10 protein-coding genes are annotated in these 18,497 nt (G+C 72.2%); 5 read left to right on the forward strand and 5 right to left on the reverse strand.

Features of this window, described 5'->3' with window-relative positions:
* Positions 1–5 precede the first annotated feature (5 nt).
* The gene (locus ACVUH9_RS12655; protein ID WP_475757419.1) at positions 6–8,477 is read right to left on the reverse strand and encodes an isopeptide-forming domain-containing fimbrial protein; all 8,472 of its coding nucleotides are present in this window, start codon (positions 8,475–8,477) and stop codon (positions 6–8) included.
* Positions 8,478–8,868: 391 nt separating this feature from the next.
* Here ACVUH9_RS12655 and ACVUH9_RS12660 point away from each other — a divergent pair, with 391 nt between their 5' ends.
* The 4 genes from ACVUH9_RS12660 to ACVUH9_RS12675 all read left to right on the forward strand — a co-directional run bounded on the left by ACVUH9_RS12660 (position 8,869) and on the right by ACVUH9_RS12675 (position 12,036).
* Entirely contained in the window at positions 8,869–10,161 is a 1,293-nt protein-coding gene (locus tag ACVUH9_RS12660; RefSeq protein WP_475757421.1) for an alkane 1-monooxygenase, read from the forward strand.
* Positions 10,158–10,373: a rubredoxin gene (locus tag ACVUH9_RS12665; RefSeq protein ID WP_475757422.1), complete on the forward strand. Its 216-nt coding sequence runs from the start codon at positions 10,158–10,160 to the stop codon at positions 10,371–10,373. The genes ACVUH9_RS12660 and ACVUH9_RS12665 overlap by 4 nt, the downstream gene beginning before the upstream one ends.
* Positions 10,374–10,383: 10 nt before the next feature.
* Positions 10,384–10,989, forward strand: coding sequence for a TetR/AcrR family transcriptional regulator (locus ACVUH9_RS12670; protein ID WP_475757424.1), 606 nt, complete (start codon positions 10,384–10,386; stop codon positions 10,987–10,989).
* 84 nt (positions 10,990–11,073) lie between these two features.
* Positions 11,074–12,036 (forward strand): alpha/beta fold hydrolase, encoded by a 963-nt coding sequence (locus ACVUH9_RS12675; RefSeq protein WP_475757426.1) that lies wholly within the window; start codon positions 11,074–11,076, stop codon positions 12,034–12,036.
* Positions 12,037–12,124: 88 nt separating this feature from the next.
* Here the strand turns inward: ACVUH9_RS12675 and ACVUH9_RS12680 are convergent, their stop codons facing one another.
* Together ACVUH9_RS12680 and ACVUH9_RS12685 are read right to left on the reverse strand one after the other, a co-directional pair.
* Positions 12,125–13,120: a calcium-binding protein gene (locus tag ACVUH9_RS12680; RefSeq protein WP_475757427.1), complete on the reverse strand. Its 996-nt coding sequence runs from the start codon at positions 13,118–13,120 to the stop codon at positions 12,125–12,127.
* Between the two features lie 8 nt (positions 13,121–13,128).
* The gene (locus ACVUH9_RS12685; protein ID WP_475757429.1) at positions 13,129–13,491 is read right to left on the reverse strand and encodes a hypothetical protein; all 363 of its coding nucleotides are present in this window, start codon (positions 13,489–13,491) and stop codon (positions 13,129–13,131) included.
* A 197-nt stretch (positions 13,492–13,688) separates the two neighbouring features.
* Here ACVUH9_RS12685 and ACVUH9_RS12690 point away from each other — a divergent pair, with 197 nt between their 5' ends.
* Positions 13,689–15,620: a hypothetical protein gene (locus ACVUH9_RS12690; protein WP_475757431.1), complete on the forward strand. Its 1,932-nt coding sequence runs from the start codon at positions 13,689–13,691 to the stop codon at positions 15,618–15,620.
* Positions 15,621–15,661: 41 nt separating this feature from the next.
* Here ACVUH9_RS12690 and ACVUH9_RS12695 read toward each other — a convergent pair whose 3' ends face one another.
* A complete protein-coding gene (locus tag ACVUH9_RS12695; protein ID WP_475757433.1) occupies positions 15,662–16,240 on the reverse strand; it encodes an SHOCT domain-containing protein in 579 nt (192 codons plus the stop codon).
* Between the two features lie 128 nt (positions 16,241–16,368).
* Positions 16,369–18,390, reverse strand: coding sequence for an FAD-dependent oxidoreductase (locus ACVUH9_RS12700; RefSeq protein ID WP_475757435.1), 2,022 nt, complete (start codon positions 18,388–18,390; stop codon positions 16,369–16,371).
* Between the last annotated feature and the right edge of the window lie 107 nt (positions 18,391–18,497).

Genomic DNA, 18,497 nt, shown 5'->3' on the forward strand with positions numbered 1-18,497 from the left:
TCCGATCAGCCCGTCACGCCACCCGGGCGCCCGGCGACGGCCGGACGGATCCGGAGCGGGGCCTTGGCGGTCGCGCGGCGGACGTTGTCGCCCGTGACGACAGCGGTGTTGCTGACGTTGCGGGCCCGGTAGCCGCGCTCCGCGCGGGTGGTGATCTTCAGGGTCTTGCTGACCTTCGCCCCGAGGTAGGGGATCGTCCAGCACGCCTCGCCCTTGCGGAACGTGGCGCCCGCGGCACGGACGAACACCAGGCCGGCCGGGAGCCGGTCGCAGACCTTGACGTTGGCGCCCGGCTTGTTGCCCATCTTGACCTTGATCGTGAACACGACGGTGCGACCGCCGAGGACCGACCGCTGCGACGCGCGCTTGGTCACCGTGGCGGTCGTCCGCGGGGCCGAGACCTGGACCCCGGCGACGGCGCCGTTGTTGCTGCTGACCGGGTCGCTCTGCCCGACCGCGACCGCCGTGGCCGTGTTGCGCAGCGCGCCCTTGCGGATCGGCGTCACGTCGACCTTGATCGTCACCGCGGCACCCGGCTCGAGCGCCCCGAGATCGCAGTCGATCGTGCTGCCGGACTTGGTGCAGCGACCCTGGCTCGGCTTGATCGCGTCGATCCGGACGTCACGGTCCATCGTGTCCGTCAGGCGGACCTGGTTGGCGCGACCCTTGCCGGCGTTGCGCACCACGACCGTGTAGCTGAACCGCTTGCCGAGCTGCGGCTTGCTGGTGCTGGCCGTCTTGGTCGTCTGCAGGTCCGGACCGGGAACCAGCGTCGGCGGCGCGACGACGATGTCGGCGGTGTCGCTGTCGTTGGTCGGGTCCGGATCGGGCTCCTCACCGTCGACCGTGGCGGTGTTGCGGAGCGTCTGACCGGCCAGGCCTGCGTCGACGCCAGCCACGATCGTGAGCTGCGCGCTACCGCCGGAGGCGAGGGTACCGAGCACGCAATCGACTGTACCGCCGGCGTTGGAGCACGTTCCCTGGCTCGGCGTCGCCGACTCGAAGCGCGTGCCCGCGGGCAGCACGTCGTGCACGGTCACGCCCGTGGCGGTCGTCGGCCCACTGTTGCGGACGGTGATCGTCCAGGTCGCCTTGCCGTCCGCGACCGCGCTGTTGGCGGTCTTGGTCAGCGACAGATCGGCGCCGGGACCGACGGTCGTCGTCGCCTGCGAGCTGTCGTTGGGGGCGACCAGGTCGGTCTCGTTGCCGCTGATCGTGGCGCTGTTGGTCAGCGTCTGACCGGCGAGCGCGAACGGCGCCTTGACGTTGATCGTCAGCGTCTTGCGCTCGTCGACCGCGAGGTCGCCGACGGTGCAGGTCACGGTCCGCGCGTTGAGCACGCAGCCCGCGCTGGCCGAGGTGAACGTCACGCCGACCGGCAGCGTGTCGACGACCTTGACCCCGGTGGCGGGGGAGGGGCCGTTGTTCACGATCGCCAGCTCGTAGCCGATCGTCCCGTCCGGGGCGACCTTGGCCGGGGCGGTCTTGACGACCCCGAGGTCGGTGGCCGGGGTGATCTCGACCGGGGCCTCGGCCTCGTTGTCGTTGATGTCGATCTCCGGCGTCGTGCTGGTGACCGTCGCGACGTTGAGCGGGTTGCCGGGAACGTCACCGCGGGCGGTGATCGTCACGGTCTTGGTCGTGTTCTTGGGCATGTCGCCGAAGTCGCACTTGACCTCGGTCGGGGTCCCGGTCAGCGTGCAGGTGCCGTCGGTGGTGGTCGCCCGGAGGGCGGTGACGCCGGTCGGCATCGTGTCCTTGAGGACGACGTCCTCGGCGGTCGACGGGCCGTCGTTGGTGACGGTGACGACGTAGTCGAACTCGACGCTCTGGACGACCGGGAGGGTCGGCGCGGTCTTCGTCGTCTTCAGGTTGACCGCCGGGCCGACGACGGTCTCGACCGTCGACGAGTCGTCGGTCGGGGTCAGATCCAGCTCGTTGCCGTCGATCGTCGCCTTGTTCGTGAGCGTCTTGTCGGCCGACGTCCACGGGACCTTGACGGTGATCGTCAGGACCTTGGCGGGCTCGGTCGGCGGGTTGGTGACGGGCATCGCCCCGACGTTGCAGGTGACGGTGCCGGTGGCCTCGGTGCAGCCGTTCGAGGCCGAGACGAACTCGACGTCCGCGGGCAGCTTGTCCTCGACCACGACGCCGGTCGCGGCGGAGGGCCCGTCGTTCTTCAGGGTCAGGGTGTAGGTCAGGTTGCCGTTGGCCGCGACCGTCGCCGGCGCGGTCTTGACGATCCCGAGGTTGGCGACCGGGGCGACCTCGACCTCAGCCGAGCCCGAGTTGTTGGTGGTCGACGACTCCGTGGTCGTGGTGGCGGCCGTCGCGGTGTTGTCGGACGTGCCGACGTTGTTCGCCGTCGCCGTGATCGTGATCTCGGCGGTCGCGTTGGGCACCAGGCGCCCGATCGCGCAGTTGACGGTGTTGAGCGTCGGCGTGCAGGTGCCGGTGTCCGTCGTCGCGCTGACCAGCGTGATGGCGGGGGCCGGGAGGATGTCCTGCAGGGTCACGGCGACGGCGTCCGAGACGCCCTCGTTCTTGACCTTGACCGTGTAGGTGAACTGCTCGCCCTGGCGGAGGTTCGTCTTCGAGGCGGTCTTGGTGACCACCAGGTCGGCCAGCGCCGAGACGGGCTTGGTCTCGTCGTCGCTGTTGTTGGTGGTGTTCGAGTCCGGCGTGGTCGAGGTGACCGTGGCCGTGTTCGTCACGCCGGTCGTCTCGTTGCTGGCGACCGTCGCCGTGACGGTGAACGTCTGGCTGGCGCCGTTGGCGAGCGCACCGACCAGGCAGGTCAGCGTCTTGCCGGCGACCGTGCAGCCGGGTGCGGAGACCAACGTGAGGTTGGTCGGCAGCGTGTCGCTGACGGTCACCCCGGTCGCGTTGGACGGCCCGTCGTTGGTCGCCTTCAGCTCGTAGACGATGTTGCCGCCGGCGGTCGCGTTGCCGGTCGGCGACGTCGCCGTCTTGACGATCTTGACGTCGGAGTTGACCGTCGAGGTCAGCGAGCCGGGGTCGGTGACCGGCGTCGTGATCTCACGCGAGACGACCGCGGCGTTGTTGGTCAGCGCCGTGTTGGCGGCGAGACCGGCCGGGGTGGTGATCGGCATGCTGATCGTGACCGAGGCGCCGGCCGCGATCGACGTGATCGCCCACTTGACCGTGGTCTGTCCGGCGCCCGGACCCGCGGCGACCGAGGTCTCGCTGAAGCCGGTCGCCGGGGCGGCCGTGGCCGCGCCCGCCACGTAGGTCTGGTTGGCGCCGAGCACGTCCGTGACGACGACGTCACGGGCGGGGCCGTCGCCGTTGTTGGTGATGACCACCTTGTAGGTCGCGCCCGCCCCGGCGACGACGGCGCCGTTGTCCGGGGTCTTGGCGACCGTCAGGGCCGGCGTCTGGAGCAGCGCCTCGGCGCCGTCGTCGTCGGTGTAGGGGCCGGTCTTGGAGCCGGTCGCGCCGGTGACGTCCTCGCCGGTGATCGTGACGTGGTTGAGGTTGAGGTGGGTGACGCCGGTGCCGGGCGTGGTGAGCGCGGCGACCGTCGGCTTGGCCTGCAGGTTCAGCGTGACCGACTCGCCGGGCGAGAGGTCACCGATGTCGAGCCACTTGAGGGTGCTGACGGCGCTGAGGGTCGTGACCGTCGGCTCGTCGGGGGTGCCGGACGGCAACGCCCGCGAGTAGACGGCGCTGCCCGCGACGTAGGTCCAGTTGGCCGGCAGCAGCTCGCTGACGTTGACCTTCTTGGCGGTCGCGACGCTCGAGCTGTTCGAGATCACGATCTTCCAGGGGAAGGCCTCGCCGACCTGGGCGTTGGCCCGCTCCGGGGTGCCGGTCCCGCCGGTCGTCTTGACGACCGTCAGCTCCGGCAGCGCGACGTCGAGGGTGACCGTGTCGGTCGGGTTCTCGGTGTACTCGCGGCCGTTGGCCTGGTTGCCGGTGACGACGCCCCAGTAGCTCGGGACGTTCGCCGTGTTGACGACCGTGTCGCCGTTGGTCAGTGCCGAGGACGGGGCGAGGTCGGCCGTGTAGGTCAGCGTGACCGTGTCGCCGGGGGCGATCGGACCGGGGATCGTCCAGGCGAGGGTCCCGTCGCTGCCGTCGGAGTCGGTGGCGTAGCTGCTGCCGCCGACGAGGACGACGTTCTTCAGGCGGTCCTCGTCGAGCACGTCGGTGACGTCGACGTCGTAGGCCGGGGAGGTCCCGGTGTTCTTGACCTTCAGCGTGTAGGTGTAGTCGTCACCCGGCTGGGTCGAACGACGGTCGTCGTCGTCGGTGTCGTCGGAGACGTCCTTGTCGAGCGTGATCTTCGGCTCGGCGACGGTCACCGTCGCCGTGTCGGGATCGGTCTCGTCGGTGAAGGTCGACGAGTCCGGGATCGTCGCCGGGGTGCCGGTGATCAGCTCGCTGTTGTTGTAGTAGGCGGTCGCGGTGTTGGTCAGCGTGTCGCCGGTCTTGACGTTCACGCTGCCGACCAGCTGCTTCTTGACGCGGCCGGTGTAGACGAACCGGAAGGTCCGCGGCGTGGCCTGCGACGCGAGGTCGCCGACGAACCAGCCGAGCTTCGCGGTGCCGTTGGCGTTGTTGACGATCGGCAGGGCGGGCGCGGTGACGGTGCCGGTGCAGCCGCTGATGCAGTTGCCGACCGGCAGGGTGCTCACCAGCACGCCGTCGGGGACGGTGTCGATCACCGTCGCGTCGTAGAACTTGATCCCCGCCGGGAAGACGACGTCGACCGTGTAGGTGGCCGTGTCACCGATCGTCGCGGTGGTCGGGGAGACCGACTTGGTCAGCGTCGCACCGGCGAGGTTGACGGTGTCGGTGTCGGCGTCCTTGTAGCCGTCGGTGATCGGCGAGGTCGACGTGCGCTCACCGGTGACGGCGCCGGCGAGGCTGGTGCCGGTCAGGGCGACGTTGTTGGTGAACGTCGCGCCGGCGACCGCGGGGTCGTCGACGGTCACGTCGTAGGTGAGGTCGAACGTCGCGTTCTGGGCCAGCGAGGTGCGGGTCCAGGTGATCGTGCGGGCACCCGAGTCCCAGACGCCGGTGCCGTAGGTCCCGGCGGTCGGGGTCAGGCCGACCGGGATCGTGTCGACGATCTGGAGGTCGTGGCCGACCGTGCCGCGCGCGATCGTCGGGTTGCTGACGGTCAGCTTGTAGTGGACGGTGTCGCCGGGCTTGAAGGTGCCGGTCGGCGTGTGGCTCTTGGCGATCTTGAGGTTCGGCTCGACGATCGTCGTGTTGACGGTCGGGCTGTCGACGCCGGTCGCGGTCGCGGCGGCGTCGGTCCAGTCGAAGCGCGCCTTGTTCGGCAGCGTGTAGTCGACGGTCGGGCTGGTCCGCTTGTTGGCGGCGATGTCGTTGACCGTCGCCGAGAAGGTCAGCACGAAGACGTCGTCGCCGCTGCCGGGGGCGTTGGTGTACGTCGCCGGGAAGTTCAGCTTGACCGTGTTGCCGGTCGTCGTCAGGGTGACGCCGGCCGGCAGCGTGGTGCTGCCGTTGAACGTCGCCACGGCGCTGCCGGCGACGAAGGTCTGACGGGTCCCGAGCGGGTCGCCGAGGACCGGGCTGCCGTAGAGCGTCGTGCCCTCGGGGACGGTCGCGGTGACCGTGTAGTTGATCGACTCGCCGATCGTGGCCTGGTCCAACGCGTTGTTGCCGGCCTCGGTGACCGAGGTCGTGCGGGCCTTGGTCAGCGTCACGGCCTTGGTCGAGATCCGCGAGCCGTCCTTGGCCGGCGTCGTGTTCGCCGTCGGCGCGCTCGGGTCGATGTTGCCGCTCGGCACGTACGCGAACTCACCGCCGGTGTTGGTGTCGCTGACGTAGCCGACGACCCCCGCGGTGTTGTCGAAGTTGCGGCTCGGCTCGACGCCGACCGGGACCTTGACGGTGTAGGTCAGGCTCTTGCTGCTCGACGCCGGAACGACGACGTTGGTCCAGGTGATCCGAACCGCGCCGGTCAGCGAGCCGGGGATCGGGGCGCAGGTGCCGCCGTCGCTGATCAGGACCGCGTTGACGTCGGCACAGGTGATGCCGGCGGGGAGGTTGTCCCAGACCTGGGTCTTGTTGGCGTCACGGGTGCCGTTGTTGGTCAGGTCGACCCGGTAGACGACGTCGTCGTTGTCCTTGACCGTGACGTTGTCGACGTTCGGGCCGTTCGGCGCGCCGCCGTTGACCGACCTGACGCCCTTGAGCAGCGAGAGGTTCGCGTCCTCGCGCTCGAACTCGACCAGGTCGCGGAGCGGGAAGCTCTGCCCGGGGGTGTTCGAGTAGGAGAGCTTCATCAGGTTGCCGACGACGTCGTCCGCGTACTGGCTGATGTCCTTGCCGAGGACGGTGGCGAAGCGCCACTCGAAGACCTGGCTGCCGAGCGTGACGTTGGTACCGCCGGCCAGCGTCCACTCGAGGCTGGTGTCGCCGGGGAGGACCGGGGTCAGCGTCGCGGCGACGGTGTTGTTGGCCGTCGGGGCGGCGGGCTGGGTCGCGTCGTAGGTGAGGCCGCGGGGCAGGAAGTCGCGGAGCTTCGGCAGGCCGGTGAAGAGCGGGCCGGAGAAGTTGACGCGCAGCTGCCAGCAGACGCGGTCGCCGGGGGCGTACTTCGGGCGGACGTAGCCGGGGGTGGTCTCGTCGATGTAGGTGCCGCTCGTGCACGAGACCGGGGTCAGCGTGCTCGTCGGGTCGAGGATCTTCTTGTCGATCGTGATCCCGCCGGCGGACTGGCCGGCCGAGGACTCGTCGAGGTCGCGGACGCCGTCGGCCTCGTCACCGTCGATCTTGCTGCCGGAGCCGGTGCAGTCCGGGTCGGACGGGGCGCAGATCCGGAAGTCGACGCCGGAGAGCGCGACGTCGTTGCTCCACGAGTCGCGGGTCAGGACCGGAGCGGCGTCGCTGAAGTTGCTCTGGTAGCGCTGCCGCGTCATCGTCGGGAAGGTGAGCTTCAGGCGCGACGAGGGAGCGACGTGGGCGAGGCGCGGGACCGTGCTCTTGTCCCAGTCGATCTTGTAGGCCCCGTTGGCCTGCTCGGCGACCGCCGTGTAGTCGTCGCTCGGCCGGGTCGGCAGCCCGCTGACGGGATCCGGGTTGGCCCGCGTGGCGCACTCGGCCTGCTGGCCGTCGCCGCCGGTGCTCTCGTAGTTCTGGGTCCCCAGCGGGCAGAGCCCGTTGGGGAGGGTGTCGGTGATCTCCAGGTCCTTGGTGACGCGGTACTCGGAGGTCTGGATGTCGAACGTCCAGCGGCTGACCGTGCCGGGCACGATCGAGTCGTCGTCGCCGGCGGTCCCGCGATCGACCGACTTCTGGATCGCGAGGTCCTCGGCGGTCCGGGTCAGGTAGGTCTTGTCGCTGACGGCGAGCGTGTTGTTGTACTTGCCGGCGGCGGTCGCGAAGTTCTTCAGCTCCTGCTCGTCGAGCGTCTCGGGGCCGTTGTTGTTGTCGAGGTTGGAGCCCTGCTTGAGGCTGGCCGTGGTCGGTGTGGTGCCGCTCCAGGTGAGGGTGTTCTCGCGGATCGGGATCGCGGCGACGTACTGGATCTCGAGCTCGGCGCCGCTGGCGATCGCGCCGAGGCCGTTCCAGACGACGTGCGTGTAGACGGCCAGCGGGAGCGGGCCGGCGCCGTCGGGATCGACCTTGACCGTCTCGACGAGGCTCGGGGTCCGGCAGTTGCTCGTGGCCGGGGCGTTGCCGGGGTTGAGCGGGCCGGAGCCGGGGTACTCGGAGGCGCTGCCGGAGTTGGTCGGCGCGTCGGTGGTGTTGTCGGCGGTGCCGCAGCCGAGGAACTCGAGGCCGGCGGGCAGGTAGTCCTCGACGGCGATGCCGGTGGTCTGCTTGATGCCGTTGTTCTTGACCTTGAGCGTGTAGACGGTCTGGTGGTCGTGGGCACCGCGGACCAGCTCGCCCTCGGGGCTCGGCTCGCTCTTGCGGATCTCGATCGCGGTGATCAGCGTCTGGGCCTGCGCGGACGCGCTGCCGGTGAAGTCGCTGGCGACGCCGAGGCTGGTGAAGTCCGGGACGCGGCGCGGATCGGTGTTGATGTACGCGCCCGCGTCGTTGGCCGGGTTGGCGTCGGAGACGGAGACGGCCTGACCGATGGTCAGGACGTTCGGGTCGTGCGTGACGCGGTAGCGCAGCTCGTGCGACGAGCCGGGGCTGAGGTCGGCGACGTTGCTGAAGATCAGCGTCGTCTGTCCGGCGATCGGCGCGTTGTCGAGCACCGTCGGTTCGACCTCGGACGAGCCGGGGACGTACGAGACCCCGGCGGGGAGCACGTCCTTGAAGCTGAGGTTGTAGCCGTAGGGCTGGCCGGCCGGGTTCGAGGCCCGCAGCGTCATCGTCGCCTCGGCGCCGTGCAGGACCGTCGCCGGGGCGTCCTTGGTGAGGGTGATCGCTGGTGCGGCTTGGGCCGCTGGCGCCGCGGCCAGGGCGACCGACAGCGAGCACGTCAGCGCGATCAGCATGGCGAGGGCCAAACCGATCTGCATCCGAGATTTGACAAGGCCAATCATCTTCGTCATTGCGCGGACGGGGAGGCTAGGCGGACGGCCTGTGATCCGCGTCTCAGGTGTCAGCGGACGGGGCGATCTGGGATCGAATTGGCGCGCAAACCCCCGTTACTGACACGCTCTTCGGGCTACATAAATCTTTTGGACGCCTGTTCGAGCGCGGGTGTCTGGGGGCTGGGTCCGGGTCGAGATGGATGAGTTCCATGCCCCAGGGCCGCCCCGCTGAACGGCGATGTGTGTCGAGGCGTCGACCGGGTGTCTGTGGTCGGGTTTGCGAAGAACATCCCACGGCGCTTTACATCTCCGCTAGCTTGTGTCGAGTCGTTCGACATAGCGACGCGAAATGTAAAAGCGAGCCCGAGGAGCTCAGATGAGCAGCGCAGCGGCGACAGGCGGCACCCACGAGCACCACGACCACGGCGGCGAGGTCGACGCGCCAGCCTGGACCGACAGCAAGCGCTACGCGTGGCTGCTGGGGCTGATCATCCCCGCGGGGCCGTTCATCGCCTGGGGGCTGGTCGAGGCCACCGGCCTCGGGGTCTTCTGGTGGCTCGGGCCGCTGCTGGTGTTCGGCCTGATGCCGCTGCTCGACTGGGTGATCGGTGCCGACGCCGAGAACCCGCCCGACCGCGTGCTCGCCTGGTTGGAGCAGGACCGCTACTACCGCTGGTGCACGTACGCCTACCTGCCGCTCCAGTACGGATCGCTGATCCTCGCCTGCTGGCTGTGGTCCTCCGGCAACCTCTCGGTGGTCGAGAGCATCGGCCTGGCGATCACGATCGGCTGCGTCAGCGGGATCGCGATCAACACCGCCCACGAGCTCGGGCACAAGCGCGACAGCATGGAGCGTTGGCTGAGCAAGGTCGCGCTCGCCCAGACCGGCTACGGGCATTTCTTCATCGAGCACAACCGCGGCCACCACGTGCGCGTCGCGACCCCCGACGATCCCGCCAGCTCGCGGCTCGGGCAGAGCTTCTGGGCCTTCCTCCCGCGTACCGTCAGCGGCAGCCTGACCTCCGCCTGGCACCTCGAGCGCGAGCGCTTCAAGCGGCTCGAGTCGAGCCCCTGGACGCTGAAGAACGACGTGCTCAACGCCTGGGCGATGACCGTCGTCCTGTTCGCGGCGCTGATCGTCGGCTTCGGGCCGGAGGTCATCCCCTACCTGCTGCTCCAGGCGGTCTTCGGGTTCTCGCTGCTGGAGGTCGTCAACTACCTCGAGCACTACGGGCTCGTTCGCCAGAAGCGCGAGGACGGCCGCTACGAGCGGACCCGCCCCGAGCACAGCTGGAACAGCAACAACGTCGCCTCGAACGTCTTCCTCTACCACCTCCAGCGCCACAGCGATCACCACGCGCACCCGACCCGCCGGTACCAGGCCCTGCGTCACTTCGAGGAGGCGCCGCAGCTGCCCTCGGGCTACGCGACGATGATCCTGGCGGCGGTCTTCCCGCCGGTCTGGCGGCGCGTGATGGACCCCCGCGTGCTCGCGCACTACGGCGGTGACGTCACCCGCGCCAACGTCCACCCGCGCAAGCGCGCGCGGATCATGCGGCGCTACGGGCCGGGCACGCCGGCGGCGCTGGCCGGGGCCGCGGCCTTCGCGGCGGCGGCGGCGCAGGACGAGGCGGCCGCGAGCGAGGCGACGCTGGAGGCGGTCCGGTGAGCGCCTACCGCTGCCCGATCTGCGAGTACGTCTACGACGAGACGACCGGGAACCCCCGCGAGGGCTTCCCGGCCGGCACGCCGTGGTCGGCGGTTCCCGACGACTGGGCCTGCCCGGACTGCGGGGTCCGCGACAAGGTCGACTTCGAGCCGGTCGGCGTGGCGGGGGCCGGGGAGACGGGGAAGACGACCCCGCCGGCTCGCGACGGCTAGCGTCCACGGCATGAGTACCGGCGCCTCCTCGTCCTACGCCGAAGCCTCGCGCTCGCTGCTGCGTCGGACGCTGCTCGAGGCGGCCCGCGATCTGGCCGCGGACCGTCCCTGGAAGGCGGTCACGATGGCGGCGATCGCGACCCAGGCGGGGGTCAGCCGGCAGACGGTCTACAACGAGTTCGGCTCGCGACCGGCGCTGACCCAGGCGCTGGTGATGCACGAGGTCGACGAGTTCCTGGCCGCGGTCGACGTCGCGATCCGCGAACGCGCCGACGACCCGGCCGCCGCCCTGACCGCGGCGCTCGGGGTCTTCCTGACCGCCGCGGCCGAGGATCCGCTCGTCTCGGCCGTCACCCGCGAGGACGGGCGCGAGGACCTGCTGCCGCTGGTGACCTCGCAGGGGGCCCCGTTGCTGCGCCACGCGACCGACCGGCTGGCGGGGATCGTCGCCGAGACCTGGCCGGTGGTGGCGGCCGCCGAGGCCGACTTCCTCGCCGAGTGCATCGTCCGGCTCGGGCTCAGCTACGTGGTCCTGCCGGTGGCGTCGACGAGCACCACCGCCGAGGGCGTCGCGAACCTGATGCGGCCCTACATCGAAGAGCTGCTGTCGCGCTGACCCGAGCTTGTCCGGCTACGGTGCCGTAGCCTGAGGGGGGACGGCCGCTCGGGCCGCCTGCTCCGACCGATCACGAGGACGACGATGCCCACCACCGAGCCGACCACCACCAGCGAACGGCGCCACCGCGTGACCGCGAGCGACGGCACCGGCCTGGCCGTCCGCGAGTACGGCGAGCGCGGCCCGAAGACGCCGACCGTCGTGCTCGTCCACGGCTACCCCGACACCTCGGAGCTGTGGGACGGGGTCGTCGCGCAGCTGCGGGCGGACCACCACGTCGTCACCTACGACGTCCGTGGGGCCGGCGCCAGCGATCGCCCGGCGCGGGTCCGCAGCTACAGCCTGACCCAGCTCTCCGACGACCTGCTGGCGGTGATCGACGCGACGGCGCCCGGGGGCCGCGTGCACCTCGTCGGGCACGACTGGGGCGCGATCCAGTCGTGGGAGTCGGTCGCCCGGCCGACGGTCGCGGCCCGCCTGGCCTCGTACACGGCGGTCGCCGGGCCGAGCCTCGACCTCAGCGCGCACGCGATGAAGCGGCTGCGCAAGTCCGACGGCTACGACTGGCGCGAGGAGCTCAAGCAGCTGACCAAGTCCTGGTACATCCTCTCCTTCCACCTGCCGCTGCTCGCTCCGCTGCTGTGGCGGCTCGGGCTCGGGCGCCGCTGGGCGAAGGCCTTCGAGCGCAGCGAGGGCACGGCGCCGCCCGCCGGGCATCCCGCGGCGACGATCACCCAGGACGGGATCGACGGGATCAAGCTCTACCGCCGCAACATGCTGCCGCGGCTGCTGCGGCCCCGCTACGAGCGCGTCGAGGTGCCGCTGGTCCAGGTCGGGATCACCCTCCGCGACCGCTACATCGACCCGCGCCTCTACGCCGACCTGCCGGGCCGGATGCCCGAGCTGTGGGTGCGCCGGGCGGACGCGTCGCACTGGATCCCGGTGCTCGATCCGGCGACCGTCGCCGGCTGGGTCCGCGACGCCGTCAGCGCGCGCGAGACCGGGGTCGCGGCGCCGGCCGACGCCGAGGTCCACCGGGAGGGCTGAGGCGCGCCACGCAAGGGGTCGGGTCGGGCCCTGACGCGGCGGTCGGGCCCTGACGCGGCCCTCCCGTCGCCGGAGGGCCGCTCGAGCGTCACCGTCGCCGGAGCAGCACGAAGCTGACCCGCGGCACGACGACGGCCACGGCGACGCCGCAGTCGCCGCCGTCGCACTCCGCCCCCGGATCGTCGGCGAAGACGGCCTCGATCCGGGCCCGCCAGCGGCCGGCGCAGGCAGGGGTGCCGCGCGCGGGGCGCAGGCGGAGCACGACCCGGCGCCCGCGGGAGACGTCCGCCGTTCGCAGACGGGCGCAGCCCGATCGGGGCGGGGTCAGCGTCGCGCGCCAGCCGAGCAGGTCGCCGCCGGCACGGACTCCCCACGGCGCCCGCAGTCGGAGCGTCGCGCCCCCGTCGAGGAGTCGGACGCGGACCCGCAGCGGCGGCCGGCGCCGGACGTGCTCGCAGCCGGTCAGGCGGTCGTCCGCGTCGGCGAGGACGGTGTCGTCGCCGGACCCGCAGTCGATCGTTCCCGCGCTGCCGTCGGTCCCGATCACCCGGTCGTCGCCCGGGCCGAGGGCGATCCCGGTGTGGCCGGGACCGGGGAGCGCGGTGTCGTTCCCGGGGCCGCCCCGGATCGCCTCGAGCCCGGAGAGCGCAGGACCCTCGGTCTCGTCTCCGGTGAGCAGGGTGTCGTCGCCCGGGCCCCCGAGGAGCGTGTCGGAGCGGGCCCCGCCGACGAGCCGGTCGTCGCCGGTCCCGCCGTCCAGCCGGTCATAGGCGGGGCTGCCGCGCAGGCAGTCGTCGCCGCCCTCGCCGAAGACGAAGGTCTGGGCCAGGTCGTCGCCGACCCCGGGCTGGAAGTGGTCGGGAGCCGGGCTGAGATGGAGATCGCTTCCCGCGTCGAGCGGGTTGCCGTGCACGAGCGGCGTCGCGCAGGCGGCCGGAGGCAGCGGAAGGCCCGGCGCCGCGGGGCCCGGATCCCCGCTCGTGGACCTGGCTGCGAGGGGGCGGTCCGCCGCGGCGGCGGGAGCACTCGACGCGGGGGCGGCCGCCAGCGCGGCGACCGCGACGATGATCAGGCTCGGGCGCACCCGGTCGCCTAGGGCGCGGTCTCGATCTGCTTCTTGGCGTCGTCGAGCGCCTTCTGGGCCTCGTCCGGGACGTTGCCCTGGGCCTTGGCCGCGTCGATCGCCTTCGAGGCGGTGTCCTTCGCCTTGTCCTCCAGCGCCTTGGTCTTCTTCGCGAGCTCCTCGTTGACCTGCTCCGTGGTCTTGCGGCCGGCCTTGACGTCCTCGGCCGCCTGCTCGGCCGCCTTCTGGACGTCCTTGCCCTGCTGCTGCAACTCGGTCCCCTGCTGCCGGACGGCGTCGGCTTCGTCGTCACCGCCGCAGGCGCCGAGCGCGAGCACGGCGGAGAGGAGGACGGGGGTGAGCAGGACGCGACTGATGCTTGGACTGGACATGTCCCGCACGCTACGGCTGGCCGGTCCGCACGTCAGTGCCAGGCTGGTCCCGACCAGGGTGGGACGGCGGCGGGACCGTGCGGGCCGGACGCGCGGGTCGGTTCCGGGGCCGACGCGAGCGGATCTTCCGGGGGTCGAAGTGGACGCTGCACGCTCACGCCCGGGGGGCGCGGGGCCGGCGCGATAGCCTCGCGACCATGAACGACACGCTGGGCGGACGCGTCGCGGCTCGCGATGCCCGGCGCTTCGTTGGCCGGACCAGCGAGCTGGAGGTGCTCGAGGGGCTGCTCGGCGACGACCCGCCGGCCAGCGTGGTGCTCGTCCACGGTCCCGGCGGGATCGGCAAGAGCACGCTGCTGCGGGAGCTGGAGCGTCGCGCCGTCGCCCGCGGGCGGGAGACGTTCCGGATCGACGGCCGCGAGCTCGAGCCGGTTCCCGATGCGCTCGAGGACGCGATCGGCGGAGCCCGGAAGGCGGCCCGGCCCCTGGTCCTGATCGACGGCTACGACGCGATGTACGCGCTCGGGCACTACCTGCGGGCGGCGGTCCTGCCGACGTTCAGCGCCGACGCGGTGGTGGTGATCGCGGCGCGCCGCGCCCCGGAGGCGGCCTGGTTCCGCGACGGCTGGGAGCACGTGGCGATCGAGCTCGGCCTGGGACCGCTGGCGCCGGCCGAGGCGGCGACGCTGCTCGACCTGCACGGCGTCGTCGACGCGGAACGGGCGACCGAGATCGTCCGCTGGGCGGCGGGCTCGCCGCTGGCGCTGGCGCTGGCGGCCGACGCCGTCCGGGCCGGCCGCCGATTCGTGCCCGACGCGCAGCACGACGACGCCGTGGTCGACCGGCTCGTGCGCTCGCTGCTGGCGGCCGAGCTCGACCCCGGGCAGCGGTCGGTGCTCGGCGTCGCCGCGATCGCGCGGGTCACGACCGTCGAGCTGCTCGCCGCGGTCCTGCCCGAGCGCGACGCCGCCGCTGACTTCGCCGCGCTCGCCCGCCGGACGTTCGCCGAGCCGCGCGGCGACGGCGTGACCCTCCACGAGCTGACCGGGCGGGCGGCGCTCGCGGACCTCCGACGGCGCGACCCCGAGCACGAGCGCGAGCTGCGTCGGCGGATCGCCGACGCGCTGCACGCGCGGGCGCTCGCCGGCCGTCTGTCGCTGACGATCGACCTAGCGCACCTGGTCCTCGATCCGGCGATCCGCTGGGGCTACGGCTGGGACGGCAGCGAGCGCTACCGGGTCGACGGGGTCCGGGAGGGCGACGCCGCCGCGGTCGCCGGCCGGCTCGAAGCGGTCGGTCGTGGCCGCTGGTGGGACGGCACCGACCGCTGGTTCGCGGAGGCGCCCGAGCGGATCTGCGTCGTCCGCGACGGCGACGAGCAGGTCTGCGGCTACGCGACGGCGATGTCCTCGGCCAACGCCCCCGCCTTCGCCTTCCGCGATCCCGTCGTCGGGCGCTGGCTGGAGCACGCGCTGGAGAGCGGGTGCCCGTCGGTGGTCTGGCGCGACGCGATCGACTTCACCGATGACGGCGAGGCCCCGGTCCAGGCGATGCTGGGGCTCTCGGGGATCCTCCGGTCGGGGCTGGAGAACCCGCGCTACGCGTACCTGCCGGTCGAGGTTCGGCTGCCGGCCGCCCGAGCGTTCGTGCGGGCGCTGGGGGCCGAGCACCTGCCCGAGCTCGACGCCGGTGGGCCCGGCAGTCCCGTTCGGTGCTTCCGGCTGGACTACGGATCCGGCGGGTTGCTCGGCGCCCAGCGCGACGTGGTCTACCGCGAGCTCGGGCTGGACGGGCTCGCCGCGCCGGCGCCGCCGGTCGCGGCCGAGGCCGTGCGGGCCGCGCTCCGCGAGCTGCAGGTCCCGCACCGGCTCGCGCAGAGCCCGCTGGCGGAGGGGACGGAGACCACCGAGCGGGCGGCCTTCGTGCGCGCGCTGCTGGTGCGGGCGGTCGACGAGGCGTTCGGGACCAGCGAGGACGAGCGACTGCTGCGGGCGGTGCTCGTGCTCGGGTACCTGGAGCCGGTCGGCTCCCACGAGCTGGCCGCCGAGGAGCTGCACGTCAGCCGCTCGGCGTACTTCCGGCGGCTGCGGATGGCGACCGAGCGGATCGCCGAGCATCTCTCGCGCTGACGGCGCGAACACGGTCCGCCGACCGGCCCGACGGGCGTCGCTCAGCCGACGATCCGCCGCTTCTGGGCCTCGAACTCCGCGTCGGTGAGGACGCCGCGGTCGCGCAGGGCGGTGAGCTTGGCCAGCAGTTGCAGCGGGTCCTCGGGCGGCGCCGGGCTGCTCGCGGCCTCGACGACCCGTGCGCTCGACCCGAGTCGTGCGCGGAGCTGGTCGGACATCGCGTAGCGGTCGCCGTCGGCGCCGGCCCGCGTGGCCCGCACGCTGCTGAGGACCGCGCCGAGCTCGCCGCCGCCGGACATCAAGGTGGTGCCACCGAGCGCGGCCGGGTCGAGGATCAGCTGCTCGTGGTCGCGGGGGTCGAAGACGACCGCGAGTCGCTGCCCGACGCGGGGGAGCGCGAACGGACTGAACCGCAGCCGGGCGTCGAGCTCGAAGTCCGGCTCGTCGCGGGGCTCGACGCGCAGCCGCAGTTCGACGGCGACCTCGCTTCCGCTGGCTATCGCGGCGTTGCCACGGCCGACGGTCACCCCGCGCCGGCCGACCGCGGCGACGACCGCGAAGGCCTGGACGCCGGTGGCCTCGAGCTTCCGGTGGAGGCGGCGTGACGGCTTGTCAAGCATTGCTCCTACGGTAGGTCGCAAGCGCAGATCTGCCAGTACCAGACCAGTCCCAGATCGGTCTCGGCGGCGCCGCCGAGACCGATCTGGGACGGCCCGGGGAACGGCCGATCCGGGCCGCGGCTCCGGACTCAGAGCGCGAGCGCCAGCTCGGTCCCCTGACGGATCGCCCGCTTGGCGTCGAGCTCGGCGGCGACGGCGGCACCGCCGATCAGGTGGACGGGCCGGCCGGCGGCGACGAGTCGGTCGTGGAGGTCCCGGCGCGACTCCTGGCCGGCGCAGAGCACGACGTGGTCGACGTCGAGGGTCCGGACGGTCGGGCCGTCGGGGCCGGCGACGGTGATCCGCAGGCCGTCGTCGTCGATCCGCTCGTAGCCGACCCCGCCGAGCATCTCGACCCGCTTGTGCTGGAGCGTGGCCCGGTGGACCCATCCGGAGGTCTTGCCGAGCCCGGCGCCGAGCTTGCTCGTCTTGCGCTGGAGCAGGATCACCTCGCGGTCGGCGGGGGAGACCCGCGGGGCGATCACGCCGCCGCGGGCGCGGTCGGGATCGGTGACGCCCCAGGCGCGCTCCCAGGCGGGCAGGTCGAGCGTCGGCGAGGCGGACTCGACGAGGAACTCGCTGACGTCGAAGCCGATCCCGCCGGCGCCGATCACGGCGACCCGTCGACCGACCGGCGCACCCCGCAGCACGTCGACGTAGGAGAGGACCTTCGGGTGATCGAGGCCGGGGATCGCCGGCGTCCGCGGGGTCACGCCGGTGGCGACGACGATCTCCTCGTAGCCCCCGGCGACGAGCGCGTCCGCGTCGACCTCGACCCCGAGCCGGAGGTGCACGCCGGTCCGCTCGATCCGGCGGTCGAAGTACCGCAGCGTCTCGTGGAACTCCTCCTTGCCGGGGACCTGCTTGGCCAGGTTGAACTGGCCGCCGATCTCGTCGGCGGCGTCGAACAGGTCGACGCGGTGCCCGCGCTGGGCGAGCATCGTCGCGCAGGCGAGCCCGGCCGGGCCGGCCCCGACGACGGCGACCGACCGCGGCCGCCGCGTCAGGCGGATCGGCATCTTGGTCTCGTGGGCGGCCCGCGGGTTGACCAGGCAGGTCGCGGTCTGGTGCTTGAAGGTGTGGTCGAGACAGGCCTGGTTGCAGGCGATGCAGGTGTTGATCTCGTCGGCGCGCCCGGTGGCGGCCTTGTCGACCCACTCCGGGTCGGCGAGGAACGGCCGCGCCAGCGAGACCATGTCGGCGTCGCCGCGGGCGAGGATCGCCTCGGCCTGGTCGGGGGCGTTGATCCGGTTGCTGGCGACGATCGGGATCCCGACCTCCGGCCGCAGCTTGGCGGTGGCCCAGGTGAACGCCCCGCGCGGGACCGAGGTCACGATCGTCGGGACCCGCGCCTCGTGCCAGCCGATCCCGCTGTTGAGGATCGTCGCGCCGGCGGCCTCGACCTCGCGTGCGAGCGCGACCACCTCGTCCCAGCTCTGCCCGTCGGGGACGAGGTCCAGCAACGAGATCCGGTAGACGAGGATGAAGTCGGGGCCGACCGCCTCGCGCGTGCGGCGGACGATCTCGACCGCGAACCGGCGGCGGCGCTCGGGGGTCCCGCCCCAGGCGTCGGTCCGGTGGTTGGTGCGCGGGGCGAGGAACTGGTTGATCAGGTAGCCCTCGGAGCCCATGATCTCGACCCCGTCGTAGCCGGCCTCGCGGGCGAGCACGGCGGTCCGCGCGAAGTCCTCGATCGTCCGCTCGACGCGTTCGGCGCTCAGCGCGCGCGGCGAGAACGGGTTGATCGGCGCCTTGACCGCGGAGGCCGAGGCCGAGAACGGGTGGTAGGCGTAGCGCCCGGCGTGGAGGATCTGGAGCGCGATCTTGCCGCCCTCGGCGTGGACGGCGGCGGTGATCCGGCGGTGACGCCGGGCGGCCCGCTCGGACGACAGCTCGGCGGCCAGCGGCAGCAGCCAGCCGGCCCGGTTGGGGGAGTAGCCGCCGGTCACGATCAGGCCGGCGCCGCCGCGCGCTCGCTCGGCGAAGTAGGCGGCGAGCCGGTCGGTGTCGCGCGCGCGATCCTCGAGCCCGGTGTGGATCGAGCCCATCACGACCCGGTTGCGCAGGCGGGTGAAGCCCAGGTCGAGCGGGGCGAGCAGGTGCGGGTACATTTGCTACTTACGGTAGCATCGGTCCTCGCGAGCCGACCCGGACGATCGTCGAAGTCGATCGAGGGGATCGGATCCCCGAACCACATAGGCTGCCTGCGTGCGCACGA

The sequence above is a fragment of the Patulibacter ginsengiterrae genome (assembly GCF_056269115.1).

Bases quoted from the DNA above. Each gene is read 5' to 3' on its own strand.
- ACVUH9_RS12675 (WP_475757426.1), top strand. From the start codon at position 11,074: ATGCCCACCACCGAGCCGACCACCACCAGCGAACGGCGCCACCGCGTG.
- ACVUH9_RS12660 (WP_475757421.1), top strand. From the start codon at position 8,869: ATGAGCAGCGCAGCGGCGACAGGCGGCACCCACGAGCACCACGACCAC.
- ACVUH9_RS12690 (WP_475757431.1), top strand. From the start codon at position 13,689: ATGAACGACACGCTGGGCGGACGCGTCGCGGCTCGCGATGCCCGGCGC.
- ACVUH9_RS12695 (WP_475757433.1), bottom strand. From the start codon at position 16,240: ATGCTTGACAAGCCGTCACGCCGCCTCCACCGGAAGCTCGAGGCCACC.
- ACVUH9_RS12670 (WP_475757424.1), top strand. From the start codon at position 10,384: ATGAGTACCGGCGCCTCCTCGTCCTACGCCGAAGCCTCGCGCTCGCTG.
- ACVUH9_RS12700 (WP_475757435.1), bottom strand. From the start codon at position 18,390: ATGTACCCGCACCTGCTCGCCCCGCTCGACCTGGGCTTCACCCGCCTG.
- ACVUH9_RS12685 (WP_475757429.1), bottom strand. From the start codon at position 13,491: ATGTCCAGTCCAAGCATCAGTCGCGTCCTGCTCACCCCCGTCCTCCTC.
- ACVUH9_RS12655 (WP_475757419.1), bottom strand. From the start codon at position 8,477: ATGCAGATCGGTTTGGCCCTCGCCATGCTGATCGCGCTGACGTGCTCG.